At 62.5% G+C, this 19,148-nt stretch carries 18 protein-coding genes and 1 tRNA gene; 6 read left to right on the plus strand and 13 right to left on the minus strand.

The features are described 5' to 3' along the window. The first annotated feature begins 299 nt into the window (after positions 1 to 299). From CK228_RS15595 to CK228_RS15605, 3 genes are all read left to right on the plus strand, one after another. A complete protein-coding gene (locus CK228_RS15595; RefSeq protein ID WP_095770491.1) occupies positions 300 to 2,072 on the plus strand; it encodes a glucan ABC transporter ATP-binding protein/ permease in 1,773 nt (590 codons plus the stop codon). A gap of 173 nt (positions 2,073 to 2,245) precedes the next feature. Next, positions 2,246 to 3,283 carry a DUF2806 domain-containing protein gene (locus CK228_RS15600; protein ID WP_095788403.1) on the plus strand — a complete coding sequence of 346 codons (1,038 nt, stop codon included), beginning with the start codon at positions 2,246 to 2,248 and terminating at the stop codon, positions 3,281 to 3,283. A 203-nt stretch (positions 3,284 to 3,486) separates the two neighbouring features. Continuing rightward, positions 3,487 to 4,251, plus strand: coding sequence for a heme ABC transporter permease (locus CK228_RS15605; RefSeq protein WP_095788404.1), 765 nt, complete (start codon positions 3,487 to 3,489; stop codon positions 4,249 to 4,251). A 28-nt stretch (positions 4,252 to 4,279) separates the two neighbouring features. On the opposite strand, the gene CK228_RS15610 is transcribed toward CK228_RS15605, so the two are convergent. Beyond that, the gene (locus tag CK228_RS15610) at positions 4,280 to 5,338 is read right to left on the minus strand and encodes a D-TA family PLP-dependent enzyme (protein ID WP_095788405.1); all 1,059 of its coding nucleotides are present in this window, start codon (positions 5,336 to 5,338) and stop codon (positions 4,280 to 4,282) included. A gap of 185 nt (positions 5,339 to 5,523) precedes the next feature. On the opposite strand from CK228_RS15610, the gene CK228_RS15615 reads away from it, so the two are divergent. Then, the gene (locus CK228_RS15615; RefSeq protein WP_095770488.1) at positions 5,524 to 6,210 is read left to right on the plus strand and encodes a D-lyxose/D-mannose family sugar isomerase; all 687 of its coding nucleotides are present in this window, start codon (positions 5,524 to 5,526) and stop codon (positions 6,208 to 6,210) included. Between the two features lie 19 nt (positions 6,211 to 6,229). Here CK228_RS15615 and CK228_RS15620 read toward each other — a convergent pair whose 3' ends face one another. Genes CK228_RS15620 through CK228_RS15650 form a run of 7 tightly spaced genes read right to left on the minus strand, consistent with a single transcriptional unit; the run spans position 6,230 to position 12,477 of the window. Next, positions 6,230 to 6,505 (minus strand): hypothetical protein, encoded by a 276-nt coding sequence (locus CK228_RS15620; RefSeq protein WP_179295927.1) that lies wholly within the window; start codon positions 6,503 to 6,505, stop codon positions 6,230 to 6,232. Positions 6,506 to 6,529: 24 nt separating this feature from the next. Continuing rightward, entirely contained in the window at positions 6,530 to 7,393 is an 864-nt protein-coding gene (locus CK228_RS15625) for an RDD family protein (RefSeq protein WP_095770487.1), read from the minus strand. Then, positions 7,380 to 8,399 (minus strand): stage II sporulation protein M, encoded by a 1,020-nt coding sequence (locus CK228_RS15630; RefSeq protein ID WP_095788406.1) that lies wholly within the window; start codon positions 8,397 to 8,399, stop codon positions 7,380 to 7,382. Before CK228_RS15630 ends, CK228_RS15625 begins: the two co-directional genes overlap by 14 nt. Further along, on the minus strand, positions 8,396 to 9,700 hold the full coding sequence (locus CK228_RS15635) for a DUF58 domain-containing protein (protein ID WP_095788407.1): 1,305 nt from the start codon (positions 9,698 to 9,700) through the stop codon (positions 8,396 to 8,398). The genes CK228_RS15630 and CK228_RS15635 overlap by 4 nt, the downstream gene beginning before the upstream one ends. Then, entirely contained in the window at positions 9,697 to 10,653 is a 957-nt protein-coding gene (locus CK228_RS15640) for a MoxR family ATPase (RefSeq protein ID WP_095788408.1), read from the minus strand. Before CK228_RS15640 ends, CK228_RS15635 begins: the two co-directional genes overlap by 4 nt. After that, a complete protein-coding gene (locus tag CK228_RS15645; protein ID WP_095788409.1) occupies positions 10,640 to 11,854 on the minus strand; it encodes a DUF4350 domain-containing protein in 1,215 nt (404 codons plus the stop codon). Before CK228_RS15645 ends, CK228_RS15640 begins: the two co-directional genes overlap by 14 nt. Next, positions 11,851 to 12,477, minus strand: a complete 627-nt coding sequence (locus CK228_RS15650) for a DUF4129 domain-containing protein (protein WP_179295928.1) — start codon at positions 12,475 to 12,477, stop codon at positions 11,851 to 11,853. The genes CK228_RS15645 and CK228_RS15650 overlap by 4 nt, the downstream gene beginning before the upstream one ends. Positions 12,478 to 12,624: 147 nt before the next feature. Between CK228_RS15650 and CK228_RS15655 the strand changes: the two genes are divergently transcribed. Continuing rightward, the gene (locus tag CK228_RS15655; RefSeq protein ID WP_095788410.1) at positions 12,625 to 13,407 is read left to right on the plus strand and encodes a hypothetical protein; all 783 of its coding nucleotides are present in this window, start codon (positions 12,625 to 12,627) and stop codon (positions 13,405 to 13,407) included. Positions 13,408 to 13,925: 518 nt separating this feature from the next. Here CK228_RS15655 and CK228_RS15665 read toward each other — a convergent pair. The 4 genes from CK228_RS15665 to CK228_RS15680 all read right to left on the minus strand — a co-directional run bounded on the left by CK228_RS15665 (position 13,926) and on the right by CK228_RS15680 (position 17,692). Then, complete coding sequence (locus CK228_RS15665; RefSeq protein WP_095788411.1) at positions 13,926 to 15,605, minus strand: hypothetical protein; 1,680 nt, start codon at positions 15,603 to 15,605, stop codon at positions 13,926 to 13,928. Positions 15,606 to 15,830: 225 nt separating this feature from the next. Continuing rightward, the gene (locus CK228_RS15670) at positions 15,831 to 16,511 is read right to left on the minus strand and encodes an outer membrane protein (protein ID WP_179295929.1); all 681 of its coding nucleotides are present in this window, start codon (positions 16,509 to 16,511) and stop codon (positions 15,831 to 15,833) included. A 372-nt stretch (positions 16,512 to 16,883) separates the two neighbouring features. After that, positions 16,884 to 16,954 (minus strand) — tRNA-Cys (locus CK228_RS15675). A 105-nt stretch (positions 16,955 to 17,059) separates the two neighbouring features. Next, entirely contained in the window at positions 17,060 to 17,692 is a 633-nt protein-coding gene (locus tag CK228_RS15680) for a hypothetical protein (RefSeq protein ID WP_095788412.1), read from the minus strand. A 158-nt stretch (positions 17,693 to 17,850) separates the two neighbouring features. On the opposite strand from CK228_RS15680, the gene CK228_RS15685 reads away from it, so the two are divergent. Further along, the gene (locus CK228_RS15685) at positions 17,851 to 18,306 is read left to right on the plus strand and encodes a hypothetical protein (protein WP_245438040.1); all 456 of its coding nucleotides are present in this window, start codon (positions 17,851 to 17,853) and stop codon (positions 18,304 to 18,306) included. Positions 18,307 to 18,480: 174 nt separating this feature from the next. Here the strand turns inward: CK228_RS15685 and CK228_RS15690 are convergent, their stop codons facing one another. Continuing rightward, on the minus strand, positions 18,481 to 18,861 hold the full coding sequence (locus tag CK228_RS15690) for a cupin domain-containing protein (RefSeq protein WP_095770476.1): 381 nt from the start codon (positions 18,859 to 18,861) through the stop codon (positions 18,481 to 18,483). Positions 18,862 to 19,148: the final 287 nt, after the last annotated feature.

A 19,148-nucleotide genomic window follows, 5' to 3' on the forward strand; every position in this document is an offset into this window, starting at 1 on the left:
GGCGTCCGCCAGGGTCCGCCAGGCGTCGCCTGACACTTCATGCAAGCCTGCCGTGATTAAAAATGTGGCAGCGCTCGGCCACTGCCATGATTTTGCCGCAAGGCTGACATTTCACCTTTTATCTCAAACCGTTAGGTGATCACGTCAGATTTCGCATCGTCGTCATCTTTTGTTCGCTAAATGGGAACGGAAGCGATAGACGGGCATTGTTTTGCGACGCGTCAACCGTTACGTGTCAAGCAATGGTGCAGTGCACAATACCGCATTGAGCACAGTAGAGAATTGGCGGAGTAGCTGAAGTGTCACTTCTGCAGATCTATTGGAGAGCGCTGGGCTATCTGGCCGCCGACAAGAGGCGCGTCGCGCTGATTTGCGGCGCCAATGTCGCACTTGCCGCCATCGCCATCCTGGAGCCGATCATGTTTGGCCGGGTGATCGATGCCATCTCCGCGCATGGGTCGGTATTCTCCACGCTTGCCGTATGGGCCGGTTTGGGCGCCTTCAACGTCATCGCTTTCGTCCTGGTGGCGCGCGGCGCCGACCGCTTTGCTCACGCCCGGCGCAGCGAAGTGCTGTGCCAGTCGTTCGAGCGCGTCATCACCATGCCGCTCGCCTGGCATCATCAGCGCGGTACGTCCAACGCCCTGCACACGCTGCTGCGTGCCGTTGAGACGCTGTTCAGCCTGTGGCTCGAATTCATGCGCCAGCATCTGTCCACGGCTGTCGCGCTCGTCCTGCTCGTGCCGACGGCGCTCAGCATGGATGTGCGTATGTCGATGGTGCTGCTCGCGCTTGGCGTGCTCTATGTCGGCATCGGCCGTCTGGTGATGAAGCGCACCAAGGGGGGCCAGGCCGCCGTGGAGCGCCATTATCACAAGGTGTTCGCCCATGTGACGGACTCCGTGAGCAACGTCGCCGTTCTCCAGAGCTACAACCGCCTTGGCCATGAGGCCGAGACTCTGCGCCGCTATGTCAAGAACCTGCTCGACGCCCAGAACCCGGTGCTCGACTGGTGGGCCATCGCCAATGCGCTCAATCGCCTCTCGTCGACCATCTCGATGATGGTGGTGCTTCTGATCGGCGCCTATCTGGTGACCCATGGCCAGCTGCGCGTCGGTGATGTCATCGCCTTCACCGGCTTCGCCACGCTGCTGATCTCGCGGCTCGACCAGATGTCGGCTTTCGCCAACCAGATTTCGGAGGCTCGCGCCAAACTCGAGGAGTTCTACAAGCTCGAGGACTCGGCCGCCGATGCCGCCGAGCCGGATGGCCTGCGCGATCTCACCAATGTCACCGGCCATGTCCGCTTCGAGGATGTCTGCTTCGAATTCGCCAATTCGGGACAGGGCGTCAGCGACGTATCCTTCGAGGTTCAGGCCGGCCAGACCGTCGCCATTGTCGGACCGACGGGTGCCGGCAAGACCACGCTGATCAATTTGCTGCAGCGCGTCTTCTCGCCGTCCAGCGGCCGCATCCTGATCGACGGCATCGACACCCGCACCGTGACCCGCAAGTCGCTGCGCCATTCGATCGCCACGGTGTTCCAGGATGCCGGACTGCTCAACCGCTCGATCGAGGACAACATCCGCGTCGGCCGTGCCGAAGCCAGCAATGACGAGATCCATGCCGCGGCCGTCGCGGCTGCCGCGCAGGACTTCATCCTGGCCAAGAGCAATGGCTACGACACGGTGGTCGGCGAACGTGGCGGCCAGCTGTCGGGCGGTGAGCGCCAGCGCATCGCCATCGCTCGCGCCGTGCTGAAGGACGCCCCGATCCTGGTGCTCGACGAGGCGACCAGCGCGCTCGACGTCGAGACCGAGGACCGCGTCAAGGAAGCGATCGACGAATTGCGGCGCGACCGCACCACCTTCATCATCGCCCACCGCCTGACCACTGTTCGCGACGCCGATCTGGTCGTGTTCATGGACAAGGGCAGGGTGGTCGAAATGGGTGGCTTCGCCGAACTGTCGCTGCGCAACGGCCGCTTTGCCAGCCTGCTGCGCGCCGGCGGCCTGCTCAACGACGAGGAAGTCCGCCGCCTCAGCCGCTCCGTGCAGGGCGAGGCCGCTTAACTAGGCGGCCTGGTTCCCGCAATTAAAAGGCAACGGAGATACGGCGATACCTAGTAGTTGTCCGGTCGGATGCGTGAGGTTGGCTCACCGAATCGGGCGGTGACGTTGAATATTTCTTAGAACGCCTTCCCCATTCCTGACTCGTTGCTCTATTGTAGCCCCATGGGGGGACTATGAACGACGATCACTTGGATAAGGAAACGTCGGTTTCTGCCGAGATAACACCGACAGGTGTCAAGGCCAGTGCCAAGAGCCGGTTCGTGGCTGCCGTTGACCGTCTGGGTGGCAACATAGTCGAAACGTTGAATGTCACGATCGAGGCACGGACTGCGGAGAAGCGAGCAGTAACCGATGGGCGGGTCAAAGCAATCGAAGCCATAACTGCGATGGGATTGGAGCGATTGAAGACCGATCCAGAGTTCGCGGAAAGGGCAATGCACGGTCACCTCGGCTCGGTGTTTGCAAAGCAAACAAATAAGGATGCTGTGGTAGATAAAGCTGTAGAAGATCTCCGCCGGCAACCACCGTCAGAAAAAGACTCAGCTTCCGGCGGTGACAAACTCGATGATGCATTCATCAATCGATTTGAACGCTATGCCGAAGAAGCGACCAGCGACGAACTTAGGGAAAAATGGGGAAGGGTCCTTGCGGCCGAAATTCGTAAACCAAATACCTTTTCTGGAAAGGTGTTGCGAGTAATCGACGAATTGGACCCGCAAACGGCGAAGTTGTTCGAGCGTCTCTGCGAATGTCGTTTGTACAATGTCATTCCCAAGATCCTCTTTGGTGAATTGTTGTTCACAGAGAGCGTAAACCTCACCAGCGCTGGTCTGATAGTTGAAGTCGGATTGGGGCAAATTCGCCGATCGAATGAAATCGTGGACGGAGGTGGTGTGCCGCTATGGTTCTGGAATTTTGACGCATCGGCAGTCGCACTTTCGAAGACTGACGCGTTCCCTGAGATTTCTGGGCCAAACCCCATATTTCAACTTGATGAGGGCAAACTCACCTTACCAATCTATGTGCTGACCGACGTTGGGTATGCGATCTCTTCGATATTGCCCGACCATTCATTCAAAATGATCAACCAACTCGTCGATAAATTGTCGACGGCGGCTCCACGGTCAGAGGCCCGCCTGTATGTCAGGGAGCCAAATTCTACGGAATGGATAGTAATGCGAATAGTCCCTCCCGCTCAACCCTCGGGGTGATTACCTTCGTTCCTCGTGCAACCGCTCATTTGCAAACAGGTGGTCTTCTCGACGCAGTTGTTGTCCAAAAGAGAAGATTGAAAATGACCGTCAACAGGGGGCAGTCCAGTCATCCTTCTGGTGGACATCCAAAGGCGGTTTCACCGGCCTGCGACACCACCGCTCGATTGCCCCAATCGCGCCGGCGGTCTATGTAAAGCCGCATGAGCGATACGACTTCACGCCTGACTGGCTGGATGGACCTTGCCAACCCGACACGCTTCGTTGGGCTGGCCGACAAGGTCGTGCCGTGGCTGGCGACGATCGCCGCGCTCGTCCTTGCCGTCGGGCTTTATATGAGTTTCGCCGCGCCCGAGGACTTCCAGCAAGGCATCACCGTGCGCATCATGTACATCCATGTGCCCTTCGCATGGCTCGCCATGATGTGTTACTCGCTGATGGCGGTCTCAGCCCTTGGCACGCTGGTCTGGCGGCATCCGCTGGCCGATGTCGCGCTGAAATCGGCGGCCCCCATCGGCGCCGTCTTCACCGCACTGGCGCTGATTACCGGTTCGATCTGGGGCAAGCCGATGTGGGGCACCTGGTGGGTCTGGGACGCGCGCCTGACCTCGGTCTTCGTGCTGTTCCTGATGTATCTCGGCATCATCGCGCTGACCCGTGCGCTCGACGACGCCAGCCGCGCCGCGTGGGCCGCCGCCATCATCACGCTGGTCGGCTTCATCAACATCCCGATCATCAAATTCTCGGTCGACTGGTGGAACACGCTGCACCAGCCGGCCTCGGTGTTCCGCCTCGGCGGCCCGACCATCGACCCCAGCCTGCTCTGGCCGCTGCTGGTCATGGCCGTCGGGTTCACGGCGTTGTTCTTCACGCTGCACCTGATGGCGATGCGCACCGAAATCCGCCGCCGCCGGGTGATCGCCATGCGGCGGGTAGCGGCTCGGCAGGCGGAGCGGCAACCGGCCTGAAACCCACCTGTCACTGGACCGTAGGCGGTCAGGCCATCAGCCCGCGCGCTGCCACCGGCAACGTTTCGAGCACCTGCTCGCCGTCGATCAGGTTGACCTCGTTGAACAGATTGGTGACGACGCAGCAATGGTCGGGCACCACGCGCACGCGCTCGCCGATGCGCAGCTTCGCGTCGCCGGAAAGCGTGACAGTGCCATGTTCTTCGCTGAGCCCGGTGACCCTTGCGTCGGGAGCGCCGAGGAGCTCGCCAAAATCTTTCAGCCCCAGCGTGTCACTGGACAGCGCCTTGCTGCCGGCATCGAGGATGGCGCGGGTTGCCGTCGGGTGGCTGACCACCGTCGACAGCACCGTCAGCGCGCAATCGCTCAAGGTGCCCACGCCTTTGGCGACCTGGTAGCGGTCGAGATAGATGTAGGTGCCAGGACGATATTCGGTGACGACCGATGCATCGCTGGAGCGCCACATGTCCGGGGTGCCGCCGCTGGAGATGCGTTCGCAAGCGAGGCCTGAAGCGGCCAGCACCTGCTTGGCTTTCGCAAGCCAGGCTTCGGCCTCGGCCGCGCGGCCAGCGGCTGGATAGGTCATCAGCCCGCCGAAGGCGAGGCCACCGGCCTTGTCGATCAGCCTTGCCAGCGCAACCGCCTCATCAGCCGTTTGCACGCCGCAGCGGCCCATGCCCGTGTCGCATTCGACCAGAACCTGGAGAGGATGGCCGGTATCGGTGAAAGTGGCCGCCAGCCCTTCCAGCGTGTCCATGCTGTCGGAAGTGACCGACAGAGTTACGCGGCCGTGCAGCGCCTTCAGCCGTTCCAGCTTGGCGCGGCCGAGAATGTTGTAGGGTAGAAAAATATCGGACAATCCGGCATCGGCCATCACCTCGGCCTCGCCGATCTTCTGGCAAGTTATGCCGACGGCACCCGCCGCGACCTGCTTCTTCGCCCAATAGGGCAGCTTGTGCGTCTTGATATGCGGCCGCAGCTTCAGTCCGTTCCTGTCGGCGTGGGCCTGTGCGCGGGCAATGTTGGCTTCGGCGCGAGCGGCGTCGATCAGGATCGACGGCGTATCGAGATCGTGGACGGTCGGCATCTTCTATCCCTGTGAGAATTCGCAGGGTTTATGAGCCTGAAAGTGCTTGATGTCATGCGGCCAGCGGACCGGACCGCTGGGCCATCCGCGAGTAGCGCAGGCGCGGGCACGGCGAGATGGATCGACACCGCAGCGGCGTTCGGCTATGCGATTTGTCTAAAAAATCCACACGAAGGGTCACGATCATGAAACGCTCCGCCATCAACGACATCATCCGCGAAGCCGACGCCTTCATCCGCTCGTTCGGCTATATCATGCCGCCCTTCGCCTATTGGTCGCCCGAGGAGATGAAGGCGCGCCAGGTCGATTCCTCGGCGATCTATACCTCGCGACTCGGCTGGGACATCACGGATTACGGCCAGGAAAAATTCAACGAGCTCGGCCTGTTCCTGTTCACCGTGCGCAACGGCCGCTACGAGGACATGAAGAAGGGCATGGGCATGCTCTATGCCGAGAAGATCATGATCTCGCGCAAGGACCAGCTGTCGCCCATGCACCGCCACAACATCAAGGCCGAGGACATCATCAACCGTGGCGGCGGCAAGCTGGTGCTGGAACTGTTCATGCACGACCGCGACGGCGGCATTGATCTCAAGGCCGAGGTGTCGGTGCCCGTCGATGGAACCATCCACCGGCTGCCGGCTGGCGGCCTGCTGAAGCTCGACCCGGGCCAGAGCGTCACGCTGCTGCCGGGCGTCTGGCATGCCTTCTGGGCCGAGGGCAAGGATGTGCTGATCGGTGAGGTGTCGACCGTCAACGACGATCTCACCGACAATGTTTTCCGCGAGCCGATCGGCCGCTTCTCCAACATCGACGAAGATGTCGCCCCGGTGCACCTGCTGGTGGCCGACTATGAGAAGTGGCTGAGGTAGGGCAGGCCTCGCTGCCTCCTTATTCCTGACGATCGAGGATTCCGCGAAGTCTGCGGACTTCGGCCACAAGGCGAGGGATGTCCTGGCGTGCGGCTGCTATGAAATCCTGGTCGGCGACAGTAGCGCCGCTCAGCTCGATATCTTCGCCTCGGCCAGCTCCTGCCCCGATTTGAATGAAATTCGATCCGCTTAGAAAATCCCGGCCTTCGATCCATGACTTCCACGGTCCGGGCTGGGCCATGGCCGCCCGGGCCTCCATTTCCTGGAGTTCGAGGTCGGATGGCGATGTGTTCATGGCAGTCCCGCAGGCTGTAGGTTGCTACCGCGCATACTTGTCCGCCTTGCGGTTGCCGAGCAGCAGCTTGCGCTCGAGATGCGCCCTCAGATCACCGTAGTAGGCGGTCAAAAAGGCCTTCGAATCGATCGGCTCGATCCTCGCGCCGATCTTGCGGCCGATCGTTTCCGCCACAGCTTTCATCGCAGAATAATCGTCGCGGCGCAGCACTTCTTCCAGCTTGTGCAATTCGGCGATGCCATAGGCGTCGAGCTGCGCCGGGCTGAAAGGGAAGCGCTTGGCGACCGGATCCTTTCGCTGCGAAAGGTCCTCGACCAGCTTGAATTTCGGCGTCTCCACCACCCAGGTTCCGGCAAGCAGGTCGCCAATGCGCAGCCGGTCGTGGTTGAACAGTAGAAACAGCGAGAACAGCAGCGACCACACCAGGCCGAAAATCGTCGACAGCGTGTCGGCTACGCCGGCGCCGCCGCGCGCGGCGATGATCGACAGCGGCAGGAAAACCTCGATCTCGCGCATCAGGTTGCGCGCGATCACCTGGTCGATGGTGAGACCCGCGCCGCTGCGCGAGGCGACCCGCACGCCGACGATCCGCTTGCCGGGCGTCGCGGCCCGCCGGCCCGCCTCGAAGGTGATGAAATAGACGTTGCGCAGCAGGAAGATGAAGATGATCCAGACGATGAAGAGCGGCTCCGCCTCCTTCACGCCAAGGCCGCCGAGGCCGAAGATGACGACGAGGGTGACCGCAACAGCGGCCGCGACGATGATCACCACATCGAGCAGGAAGGCCGAAGCCCGCGTACCGGCGTCCGCCAGCTTGATCCTGAGGTCGACGCCTTCCGGCGTGATCAGTGGCCTTGTCAGCTCGGCAGGGTTCCTAGCCGTTGCCATGTCGCACCATCCGGAACAGGTAGAAATAGGCGATCCACAACGTCAGCATGCCGCCGCCAATGGCGTAGCGCGTCGCATCGCTGGTGATCGTCTGCCGGCCGATGCCTTCGAGCAGGCCGGCAAACAGAAGCATCATCATCACGCCGACCATCACGGTCGCCGCCACCCGCCCGGCCTGGGCGGCGGCAGCCATCCGGGTCAGTTCGCCGGGGAAGGCGATGCGCGTGCCGATGCGCATGCCGGCCGCGCCCGCCAGCGCAATGGCGAACAGCTCCGTCGTGCCGTGGATCGACAGCCAACCGCCAAGCTCCAAGCCCAGCCCCTTGGCCGCATAGACCTGGAACAGCGCGCCCAGCATGCATCCGTTCATCAGGATGATCAGAACGCTCGGCACCGCGAAGGCGAAGCCGAGAGCAAAGGCCAGGATCGCCACCTGCGTGTTGTGGGTGAACAGATAGGCGGCAAAGCCGGACAGGAAATGGCTGCTGCCGCCATCGTAGAGCACGCTGCGCAGCACTTCGGTCGACGAATCCGGATTGCGCCCGCCGGCAAGGCTGGGTGCGATGATGGCGTCGTACCAGCGTTTGTCGGAGGCCACCAGCCAGTAGCCGGCAATGGCGCCGATCACCGTCAGTGCGACCGACACCCAGGTCTCGCGCCACAGATCGCGGATCGCCGCCGGCCAGTCACGCAGGAAGAAATCGCCGATGCGCTCCCTCAAACTTCGTCGCGCGCCATAGAGATAGAAATAGCCGCGCAGGCTGAGCGCCTCCAGATAGGCGATCAGCGCGCTGTCGAGCGATGTCGCACGGGCCACCGAGAGCGAGGACAGCGCCGAACGGTAGAGCAATGGCAGCGACAGCAACTCGTCTTCAGAAAGCGTGCGCGGCGCGCGTCTTTCGACGCGGGCCAGCAGCGCCTCGAACGCCTTCCAGTCGGCCTCGCGCTCCTGGCGGAAGCTTGCCAGCGACTGGCGTACGGCATCGGTGCCGGCGGGCAGCGTCATAGGAGGTTCTCCTCCTTGAGCTGGATATAGCGCTCGACCAAGGCCGGACCGAGCCGCTGATGGTCGGCCTCGATCACATGCGCGCCCAGCAGCCGCAGTCGCCCGATCACCACTTGCCGTTCCCGAAGCAGGCCACCCGCGGTGACCGCGCGGGCCACATCCTCGGGTTTCGCGGGCTGCATGTCGGCCAATGTCTCCAGTTCGACATCCTTCATCAGCATGAACAGCACCAGATGCCGCTCGGTCAGCCGGCCGACGGTGCGTAGCATCAGTTCGGCGCTGATCGGGTCGACGAAATCGGTGAAGACGATGACCAGCGAGCGACGGTCGAGCTTGGCCGCCAATGTCGTCAGCGCCAGCGTGAAATTGGTCTCTTCGCCGGAATAGTCGATCTCGGCGGCGCGCTTCTGGATCATCGTGAAACTCGGCGAGCCGCGCACCGCGCCGCTCGAGACGCGGGGCGTGGCATCGAAGGAGAACAGGCTGACGAGGTCGCCGCCCTTGAGCGCTATGAAGGCCGACAGAAGTGCCGCCGTCACCGCCCGGTCGACTTTCGGCACGCCGTCGACCGGCTCGCACATCAGCCGGCCGCTGTCGATCGCCAGCACGATGTTGTTGTTCGCCTCGATCCTGAACTCACGCGCCAGAAGCTTGCCGTGGCGGGCGCTGCGCTTCCAGTCGATCATCCGCCGGCCCATGCCTGGCTGATAGTCCTTCAGCGCCTCGAACTCGCGGCCCTGGCCGGCTCGCCTCTGCGCGTGGCCGTCGGCCAGCGCGGAGCGCTGCAGCAAAGTGATCGCCTCGTCGCGCGCGCTGCTGACGTCGGGCAGTACCGCCACCTTGCGGTCCATCGGCAGCACGACCTGGCTCCAGGTCAGCCCGAACGGGCCGTTCCAGCGCAGCCAGACCTGGTCGAAACTGGCAATGCCGCGCCTGCGCGCCGTGAATTCGAGATCGAGCGTGCCGCCATTCGCCGGCAACGCGCCGCCTGTGCGGCCGACCGGCTCCACACGCTGATCGTGGCCGACACGCGCTTGCAGCACGCGCGCCTGCTGGCCGAGGCTGGCCGCGACATGCACGGTAAAGCGCCCGCCGACGCCGACCTGCGGTGGCGCCGAGAGACTGGCGCTGAGCGAGGCACGCCCACGCCCGGCCGCCGCGTCGACCGCGAGAAATGCAAGCAGCACACAGATCCACAGCAGGCCCAGGTACCAGACATGCGGCAGCGCAAGCGCGATGAGGAAGGCAGGGATCGCCCCCGCCGCCGCTGCCCACACCGCTTTGCCGGTCGGGTAGATCAACGCGGCGCCTCCGTCTGGTCGACGAGGTCGGAAACGATCTGCTCGACCAGCCGCCCATCGATCTCCGCCGCCGGCGACAGGATGACGCGGTGGCGCAGCGCTGGTATGGCGAGCGCCTTGACGTCGTCGGGGATGACATAGGCGCGGCCGTCGAGTGCCGCCCTGGCGCGTGCGGCCCGGGCTAACATGGCGCCCGCCCGCGGGCTGGCGCCGACCTCAAGGTCCGGGCTTTCGCGCGAGCGGCGAACCAGGGCCGCTATATAGCCGACGACATCGTCGACCAGCGTCACGTCACCAACCGTGGCAAGTGCTGTTTCCAGCGTCTTGCGGTCCGTCTGCGCGTTGATGCCGTATTGCGCAATATCGTGCGAGGCGGTGCCGCCGCCATGATGGACGATGATGGCCCGTTCCTCCTTGAGATCGGGATAGCTCACCCGATGCTTGAACAGGAAGCGGTCGAGCTGTGCCTCGGGCAGGGGGTAGACGCCCTGATGCTCGATCGGGTTCTGCGTCGCCACCACCATGAAGTTCTGGCTGAGCGCATGCGTGGTGCCGTCGAAAGTGACGGCGTGTTCCTGCATGGCCTCCAGAAGGGCGGCCTGCGTCTTCGGCGGCGTGCGGTTGATCTCGTCGGCAAGCAAAAGGTCGCAGAAGATCGGCCCGCGCGTCAGCGTGAACTGCCCGCTCTGGAAATTGTAGATGTTGGAGCCGACGATATCGCCAGGCATCAGGTCGGGCGTGAACTGGATGCGGCCATAGGCGACGCCAAGCGCTTGCGCGAAGCATCGCGCGGTCATGGTCTTGGCGGTTCCCGGCGGGCCTTCCAGCAATATGTGACCGCCGGCGAACAATGCCGTCAGCATCAGATCGACCGTGTCGCGCTGCCCGGTGATTGCTTTCGCCACTTCTTCCCTGATCGCGGTCGCCAGGGCCTTCACATCATCGACGTTCACCGAGCCTCCTTGTCGTCCAGTCATGCAGCGCTTCCGCTGCTTGATGCATTTGCGCCAGATTCCTGGCTTCGCTCGCGGCCTTGAAGCGACGGCTGAAGCCCTGCGTTTCGCTTCGGTCGCGAGAATCGAGCCAGCGGTCGAGCGCTTCGCCCGGCAAGCCTTGCGGCGCGCCGAGCAATGCGCCGGCACGCGCCCGCATCAGCGCCGCATACCGATCGCCGAGCTCCCCGAGCCGCCCGGCGCGCTTCAAGAGCATCGCCGTGCTGTCGACCAGCGCCCGCTTGCCGAAGGCAATCGCCCGGGCCTCGGTGCGCGGCGGCCCGAACCGGCCGAGCCCATGCAGGAAGGCGAGGGCCGCCGCCGCCAGCACCGACAGCGTCAGCGCCAGGAAGGGCGGCTCGACCAAAAGCTTGGCAAGATCGTATTTCTGCCCGACGCCATGCAGCGTCAGGTCGAACATCACCGCGCCCTTGCCGGGCTCCAGCATGGCGATGATGTCGAGTGCCGCCGCCGCCTTTTGCGGATCCTTCAACGCCGCGTTGTTGATAAGATCGGGGTCGGTCAGGATGTAGAACGGCCCTTCGTCGAGCTCCGTGAGAACGGCCTTGCCATTGCCCGCCGCGATCAAGGGGTGATCGTCCGCGACCCATTGCAGGTCTTCCGGCGCGGCGACCATGCGGCCGGCGACGTCGATCTGCCCGACCGAACTCTTGCCTTCGCCAAGCTTGGCCTTGGCGATGCGCCCGAGCCAGTCATTGACGGCGGTATCGGGCAGCCGTTCGAGCTTCATCTCCCAGCCTTCATGGTCCTGCAACGGCAAGGTGATCCATTTGGGCAACACGAACAGCGTGGCCTTGCCCGAGCGAAGCTTGATGATTCTTGCCAGCGCGCCCGGGTCGCTGTTTGGCGCGATGGTGACGATCAGCAGGAATTCGGACGCCAGGCCGGAGCTGAGCGCTTCCTCGCTGCGCGCCATCGGTGGCGCCTGTCCATTGGCGAGTTTCAGCCATTCGACGAGCCCGGCATAGCCGGAGCCGCCCTTGGAGAGCGGCGTGCCGCCGCCTTCCGGCTGGCGAAAATCCGGCGCGTAGGTCGACAGCAGGAAAAATCCCGCCGCCGCCAACAGGCTGGCAAAAATGCCCCAGAACAGGGTTTTGCGGTTGAACGGTTCCTGCGCGGCCTCGACCGCCGGCGCGCTCATGTCCAGGCATCCCTGAAGGCGAAGCGTTCATAGGCGCCGCGCGCCTGCTGCCAGCCATCGGCTCCGACCGGCCGGCGGGCAAACAGCGCTGCCTCGACGATGCGCGCGATCTCGCTGAAGGGGCTGCGTGCCCGCGCCGGCAACGATGTGGCGCTGGCGATGTCGCGCGAGGTGAGCGACGGGCGCAGAAAGTCGGGCAGCCGCCCTGCAATGTCGGCGACGCTGCGGCGAAGCAGAAGATGCACCGCTTCGTCATAGTCGCCGCGCGCGGCGAGCGCGTCGGCCTCGGACAGCAGGATCTGCGCGGCACCAACATCCGGGCGCCATGCCTCTTCCGCCTCTGCCTGCTTGCGGGCGCGCCGCCACGGCAGGCGCCATGCCACGCCCTTGGCCTCCAGGGCAACGAGAAGCGCGATGACCGCGACGCCGACGATCACCGCGCCCCAGAACAGGTAGATCATGTAAGGGCCGATCTTCGCCAATGCTTCCAGGAAAGGCCGCAGCCATTCCGGCGGCTCGGGCTGCACCAGCGTCGGCAGGTCAAACTGGATGGAATCGTCCGCAAGCAACTGCTTGTGTATCTTTGCCAGCCATTCGGCGTCCTGCGGCTGTGCGACTGTCACCCGCTCGCCCCTCTGCACCTGCGGTTTGGTGCCGACACTGGCAATACGCCTGGACAATTGCAAGGCCACTGGACGAAGCCTTTTAATCTTGCCAGATTTACTTTCGAGGTTGGTTGTTTGGACGTTGCGGCGGCTCGGGGGAATATCATGACCACTGCGACATTGGGACAACCCGGCCGATTCGAGATCGGCAGGGTGTTCAACAACACCTTTGCCGTCATCGGCCGCAACATCGGGCTTTGCCTTGGCCTTGCCGCGTTGTTCGCCGGCGCGCCGACGCTGCTTGTCCGGTTGTGGACCCAGCCTCAGGTCGACGCGATGTTGCATGGCGATCCGGGCGCGATGGCGGATCCCCATGCGATGTTTCGCAATTCCTACCTCAGCCTCGTCGCCGGGCTGGTTTCCTTCGTTTTCACCATGCTGCTTCAGTCGTCACTGGTCCGGGCGACGATCGAGGACCTGAACGGCAGGCGGCCCTCCTTCGGCGACTGCATTCAGATTGCGATCCGCTTCCTGCTGCCGACGCTGGCGATTGGCTTCCTCGTCGCCTTTGGCTCGGTCCTTGCCATGCTGGCCCTGATTGTGCCCGGCATCATCTTGTGGCTCGGATGGTCGATGTCGGTGCCGGTCCTGATTCAGGAGCGGCGGGGCGTTTTCGGCTCGATGTCGCGCAGCCGTGCCCTGACCAAGGGCAACCGCTGGTCGCTGTTTGGCCTGTTTCTCATATTGATGATCATCGCGATGGTCATCCAGTGGGGGATATTGCTGGTTTTCGTCCTGTTTGGCGGGATTCTCGCGCATCTGGGCGCCGCGCTGGTGCAGACCGTGGTCTCCATGGTGCTGTCGATCGCCGCCGCGGTCAGCTATGTCGAGCTGCGCCAGGTCAAGGAAGGCGCAAGCATCGACGAACTGGCGCGGATATTCTCGTAGCGGACGGCGCCATCACATGAGGGCTACAGCTGCCGAGTCCGACACCTTCGCCGCAGCGTCATCAAAATGGATGGCGACTTTCGTCCGCGCCTGTGGTGGCATCGAGCCCAGGTGGAGAGCGGCCCCCCGAGCAACAGGTGATCCTATCTTCCGGTGAGTGGGCCAACTCCCTCATTAAGCGGGCCTCTTTGTAGGCTCCGACCGAGGACAGTCGATATGCAAGATCCCGCCGAGCGGAACAAAAGGCCGCCTCATACCCAACCAGCCGAAGATGAGCGCCTGGCGCGGCTCGAGAAAACAGCCAGGCTCAAACGGCTTCGGTCTTACGCTTCCTGGCTTGCACCTGATGCATGCGCCCAATTTCATGATGAGATCGACTGCTCCGCACTAATTGAGGAAAGCCGTTCCTTCAGCCTGGCCTGATCGGCTGATGCCGCCGCGCTGCCCGGTCCGTGCTGTGGCGGCTCGGGCTTCCATCGCCTGAAGATCTTCTGAAGAAACATCCTCAGATCGGAATCTCAGTGACAACAACCGCGCTGCACGCTCGTCCGGCACAGGCATGACGAGCTGATCGCCACATCCGCCTTGGCCAGCGCCGTGGCGAGCTTTGCCTGCAGGGCCGGCAGCTCCTCGCTCTCGCCACGCCGCCTCAAACATTCAACCAACCCATGCAGCGCCCAGACATTGTCCGGGTGCTGGGCGCAGCGCTGCACCTTGCCGCTGATGCCGAGATCGTCGCGATAGACCCGCTCGGCCTCTTGCACGTGGCCCCGGTCGAGAAGCAAGGCCGCCAGCGCATGGCGGGGAGGGTGCATCCACGCCCATGGCTCGGTGTAGGAGAGGTTGTCATCCAGCTCGACCGCCTGGCGCAAATGGGCGTAGGCCTCCTCGTGTCGGCCCTTGTGGTAGGCAAGCTCACCGTCGAGCAAGGCGACACCGACAGCGAGCGAGGCGCGGGTCGGGTTGCTGAGGAAACGCCGTTCGGCCGGAATGGTCTCCATATGCCGGTGGAACCGGTCGCGCTCGCGCTCGGCTTCCGTGAATTGCCTCAGCGTCGCATGCGCGACGCCCTTGGCGTAATGCTGCATGGCCGCAGTCAGCACATAGAGGCCGGGCTCTTCGACCGCCGGTTCGTCGATGATCTCCTGCCAGCGGCCGAAGCGCACCTGCACGTGCGATTTCATCGCATGGTAGCCCTCCACCGTTTGCGTCAGTTTGGGCCGGTCCAGGATGGCGACCACGTCTCGCGTCACCAGGCTGCGCACCTTGTCGGCGGCCCACAGCGCCGGCCGGTACTGGCCAAGGAACATGCAGGTGAACATCATCAGATGCAGGTCGTGGCAGCAGCCGAGCAGGTAATAGGTCGGCTCGTCCGCATAGGCGAGATAGAGGTCATTGGCGCGGACCGCCTTTTCGCTGGCGATCCTCGCCTTCTCATAGTCGCCGCACAGCACGTAGATATGCCCCGGCATGTGGTTCATGTGCCCGGCATCGGGACACATTTCGCCGAGCCGGTCGGCCGAGCGCAGGCCGCGCTCCGGCATGGTGGACATTTCCAGGAGATGGATGTGCAGGTGCAGGATCGCCGGATGTTGCGCCGCGCCTGCCTCGTCGGCAAGCCGGATCGACCGCTCGCAAACCTCCAGCGCTTCAAGCACGTCCGAATTCGGCGCCGGCTCGCCGGTCTTGAGGTTCCACAGCCGCCGCACCGTGCGCATCATCAGCGCCTCGACCAGCAGCGCCATCACATCATGGTCGTCGGGAAAATCCTGGTAGACCCGCCGCATCGCGGCGGCATAGGTATCATCCCATCGTTCGAATTCCTGCGGGCTGACCTTGTGCGGCTTCTGGAAGCGAGAGGCCAGCGCCTCGATCAATCGCCGTTCGACATCGCTGGCGCCGGCCGCGTGGGCACGCGCAAGCCGGACATGCTGGAAGCAGCGCCTGGTCGCGCTGTTGACCTCGACCTCACCATGTTCCTTCCAGGTCAGATTGTAGAAAGGCCCGGCGGCATAGGCGATGCCCCAATGCACCATCGCGCAGCCGGGATCGGTCTCCAAGGCCTTCTCAAAGCACTTGATGCCTTCCTCATGGTTGAAGCCGTAGCACCAGTTCAGCCCGATATCGAACCAGCGCTGGGTCTCAGTCGAGCGGGTGGAGATCGGGCGGCGATAGGTGCCAAGGTTGAAGCGGTCCATTTCCCGGCTCGTCTGACTCATTGTCTTCGTCAGACAAGCGCAGTCGGTGTGCCCAATGCTTTCTGACCTTCAGCACAATCCAGACTAACTTGCAATTTGGCTATTTTAACCCGCATATCCGCATCACCCTATATGGCACCACTATATATCGTGGCACCACTGTACGGAACACGCACCGATATTTGGAACTGCTGAGCGGGTGACCTGAAAAACAGGATCTGCAAATCAGAATTTATAGGCGATCCCGATTCGGACCTCGTTGGTCTTGAGGTGTTCGTGCTCTTCCCAACCCGAGTCAGTGTTATCGGTTGCAGTCGTAACCTTGCCGAAATCTGTATAGCGATATTCGGCCTGGCCGACCCAGTTCTTGTTGAAAGCGTAAGCGAGACCCGCGCCGACCGTCCAGCCGGCCTTGATGGTAGACTTGGAATCCGTTGCCGGCCCGTCTTCGAACTTCGTATGAATGTCTCCCAGCGCCAAACCGCCGGTGACATAGGGTAGCCAGTTGTCAAAGGCATAGCCCAGGCGCCCGCGCAACGAACCCTGGGCATCGACATGGGTATTGTCGTCACTTCCGAACGGCCAGTCCGGGTTGTGGCCGACAATCCCGGAGGCCTCGATATCGCCTTCGACGCCGCCGACGATATTGCCCCATTGCATATTGTAGCCGGCAAAAATACCGCCGGTGACCCCACGGAGCCTGAAGCTATCCGAATAATCTGAATCGCCGCTGGCGATGTTCTCGTCCTGGATATGGTCCTTGCCCCACGCGTAACCGATCTGGCCGCCGATATAGGCGCCTGTCCAATCGTACGTGGAAGCGACCGGAAGCTCGTTCACAACATCTGCCGCCATGGCCGAAGTAAGGGTGGCGCCCAAAAATGCTGCTGCCAAAAGGTATTTCATGGCCTGTCCCCGCATGGAGCTATGCCTAATCCTAGCTCTGTGTATCAGTATCACAGGAGTTCCCTTACGGAAGGCAATTGCAGGGTCGAGGCGCACACTTTTCCCAAAGCATGTTGCGACGGCGCAACAAAAGGGTGTTTTGGAGGGGCGTTTGGCCTGTTTCCGAACGATTGTCGCTCCGATCTTCGAGTTCGCGGAGGACCCGCGTCGCCACGGTGAGCCAGCCGCGCCTGGATTCCTTCGCCATCAATGTGTGCCTCCAAGCATTGCAAACGCCATGGTTGCACCGCCGCTGTTTAAGAGGGGTAGGGCTGGCGTCGATGACAAAAAAGCCGCCCTGCTTGTGCCAGCCTGGGCGGCTGTTGAAAATGTAGCTCTGAATGGGAATTGAACCCATTACGTCGGTTTTGCAGACCGATGCGTCACCGTCCCGCCCTCAGACCGTGCTGGTCTTAAGGCCGCCCCACCAACACGCGTCAACCTGTTCTGTCGGCGTGCCCCTGCGCGGTTTGGGTGACGATACGGGGACTGTCGGTGGCGCGCCGCCCTTAATTGGTCCCGTCGTGCGGCCCTTCGTTTTGCCAGCCGGCCAGCTCCGGCAGGTCGTCGAGCCAACTTTTCTCGCTCCTCAAAGTATCTCGGGCCTGCGGTGCGGCCTCCATGGCGTTTCGAATCAGCCAGTCCACCCACTTCCGATAGGCGACCGGATCCAGTTGCGGCGGCAGCACCTTGGCCTTGGCCAGCATGCGTTTGCGGAAACTGGTTTGCCTGCGCAGTTTGGTCGTCGTGAACTTGATGACCTTGCCTTGATAGTCGATCGTCCAGCGATCGCCTCCAAGACTGACAAGGCTGTCGATGGAGAAACCGGCATCGACCGGCCTGTCCCGCCAAGGCAGTTCGACGGCCTTCTTCCTCAACTCGATGGCCCATCGCCTGTAATCGGCCCCGGCACGCTGGGGCGGCAGTACGCCGGCCTGTTCGAGTATCTTCCTTCGGAAGGTCGGTTGCTTCTTGAGCTGGCCGGTCGTGAACTCGACGCGATGCCCACGAAACTCGACATGCCAACGGATCCTTCCGTTGCCGACATATTTCACCAGCCTGTCGATGAGGAATTCGCCATTGGCAAGCGTCACGCAGCCTTGGCTGATGCTTTCGTGAATGAACTCGGTGTCGGTGACCATTATCCGGCCTCGTGCAGAACTTCAGGCAGCTTAGCCATTGGAACGCACCTGCCACCATCAATCTTCTTCACTCGGGAAATATCACCTTCCTCGAGCCGCCTAAAGAGTGACGCGCCGCTTGCTGCCGGCTGCCTCGAACCTTCCATCCTGACAAGAATATGCAAACCGTCGTGTTACAGTCAGATGGTGTCATGTCATCGATCGCATGGCGATCGAAGCAAATGGGAGAGTTCGCCACGTCCAGGATCAACCGCCGCGCCTTGCTTTTCCACTCCGGCAGCGCAGTCGTCACCTCGACGGTTGCGGCAACCGCACGCGGCACAGGGTCGCCGGGCCAAGACCAGGAACCGTCCGATAGACTGCGAGAGCTGATCGAGGCGCACAGGACGGCATACGCGGCGTTCGGCAAGGCGCTGCACGACTTAGGCGGCGACTCCGACAGGGCCAGCCGGGAGGAGGAGAGGGCGCTGCTCGCCATCTGCGGCCATGCCGCGGTTGAGGAAGGCGATCGCCTGGCCAAGGCCCGATATCTTTTGGAGACAGAGGCGCGCGGCGAACTCGACCTCGCAGAGCATATGCAGGCTGTTCTTCGATCGACGATGTGGAAGGCATGAGGCGACCGGCGTGCAACCACGACAGTATCCGGCAAGGGAGGTTCGCCAAATCCTTCCGTTTTCGAGAAACGAAAGGATTTGTCTTCTGCCTGCGGCCGACGGGCGGAGCTGCAGCCATATTCATGTCGCGACAGCAGCCTCGCCGCCCGACGAGAAACCTTTTAGCCAGCAGCCCTACGCCGGCTTGGCGTATTGCTCGGCGCTCATGACCTCGATGCAGACGAAGCGTTCGTTGCCTTCCACCCAGGCGTCGTGGCCGGGCGGGATCGTATAGGACGTACCCTTCGTTAACGTCTTCTGGGTCCCGTCGTTCATCTTGACGGTGATGGTTCCGGAAACGACGTAGCCGACATGCGATACCTGACAGCTATCCGTCTTGACGACCGGCTTCACGCATTCGGACCATTTCCATCCCGGCTCCATGTTGAGCCGCCCGAGCGTAAAGCCTGGAAGCCGCACCACCTCGACACGTGTCTTGTCGGGCGAGCGAACCTCATCCGGGTTGTCGTGAGATTTGGATTCAAGTTTGGTGACATTTATTCCACCATCGGCCATGGCATCCTCCCATACGCGACGCGGAGCCCGATGCTGTCACCTTTTCAATATATTAGCAATTGCTTTTATATCTCGCGAAGGTCGACCACAGCCGCGCTCACCACCTGAACGGGTGACCTGGAATGGCCTGCATCAGGACATAAGGTTCTGTGTAAGCTGCTGATTGAAATTATGAATAAACTTGGCTGGGGTTCTTGGAAGCTTTTCGAACTTTCTGCCTTGCACCTCCGGCCGAATTGCGCGTGCTCATGGCTGAGATCGGGATATCAGGAGGCGCTATGGGGCAA

The organism is Mesorhizobium sp. WSM4312, assembly GCF_002294875.1.
Lineage (GTDB): Bacteria > Pseudomonadota > Alphaproteobacteria > Rhizobiales > Rhizobiaceae > Mesorhizobium.

What these genes read in the sequence shown, in the direction of transcription:
- CK228_RS15600 (WP_095788403.1), top strand. Translation starts at nt 2,246, where the DNA reads ATGAACGACGATCACTTGGATAAGGAAACGTCGGTTTCTGCCGAGATA.
- CK228_RS15605 (WP_095788404.1), top strand. Translation starts at nt 3,487, where the DNA reads ATGAGCGATACGACTTCACGCCTGACTGGCTGGATGGACCTTGCCAAC.
- CK228_RS15610 (WP_095788405.1), bottom strand. Translation starts at nt 5,338, where the DNA reads ATGCCGACCGTCCACGATCTCGATACGCCGTCGATCCTGATCGACGCC.
- CK228_RS15615 (WP_095770488.1), top strand. Translation starts at nt 5,524, where the DNA reads ATGAAACGCTCCGCCATCAACGACATCATCCGCGAAGCCGACGCCTTC.
- CK228_RS15620 (WP_179295927.1), bottom strand. Translation starts at nt 6,505, where the DNA reads ATGAACACATCGCCATCCGACCTCGAACTCCAGGAAATGGAGGCCCGG.
- CK228_RS15625 (WP_095770487.1), bottom strand. Translation starts at nt 7,393, where the DNA reads ATGGCAACGGCTAGGAACCCTGCCGAGCTGACAAGGCCACTGATCACG.
- CK228_RS15630 (WP_095788406.1), bottom strand. Translation starts at nt 8,399, where the DNA reads ATGACGCTGCCCGCCGGCACCGATGCCGTACGCCAGTCGCTGGCAAGC.
- CK228_RS15645 (WP_095788409.1), bottom strand. Translation starts at nt 11,854, where the DNA reads ATGAGCGCGCCGGCGGTCGAGGCCGCGCAGGAACCGTTCAACCGCAAA.
- CK228_RS15655 (WP_095788410.1), top strand. Translation starts at nt 12,625, where the DNA reads ATGACCACTGCGACATTGGGACAACCCGGCCGATTCGAGATCGGCAGG.
- CK228_RS15665 (WP_095788411.1), bottom strand. Translation starts at nt 15,605, where the DNA reads ATGGACCGCTTCAACCTTGGCACCTATCGCCGCCCGATCTCCACCCGC.
- CK228_RS15670 (WP_179295929.1), bottom strand. Translation starts at nt 16,511, where the DNA reads ATGAAATACCTTTTGGCAGCAGCATTTTTGGGCGCCACCCTTACTTCG.
- CK228_RS15680 (WP_095788412.1), bottom strand. Translation starts at nt 17,692, where the DNA reads ATGGTCACCGACACCGAGTTCATTCACGAAAGCATCAGCCAAGGCTGC.
- CK228_RS15685 (WP_245438040.1), top strand. Translation starts at nt 17,851, where the DNA reads ATGCAAACCGTCGTGTTACAGTCAGATGGTGTCATGTCATCGATCGCA.
- CK228_RS15690 (WP_095770476.1), bottom strand. Translation starts at nt 18,861, where the DNA reads ATGGCCGATGGTGGAATAAATGTCACCAAACTTGAATCCAAATCTCAC.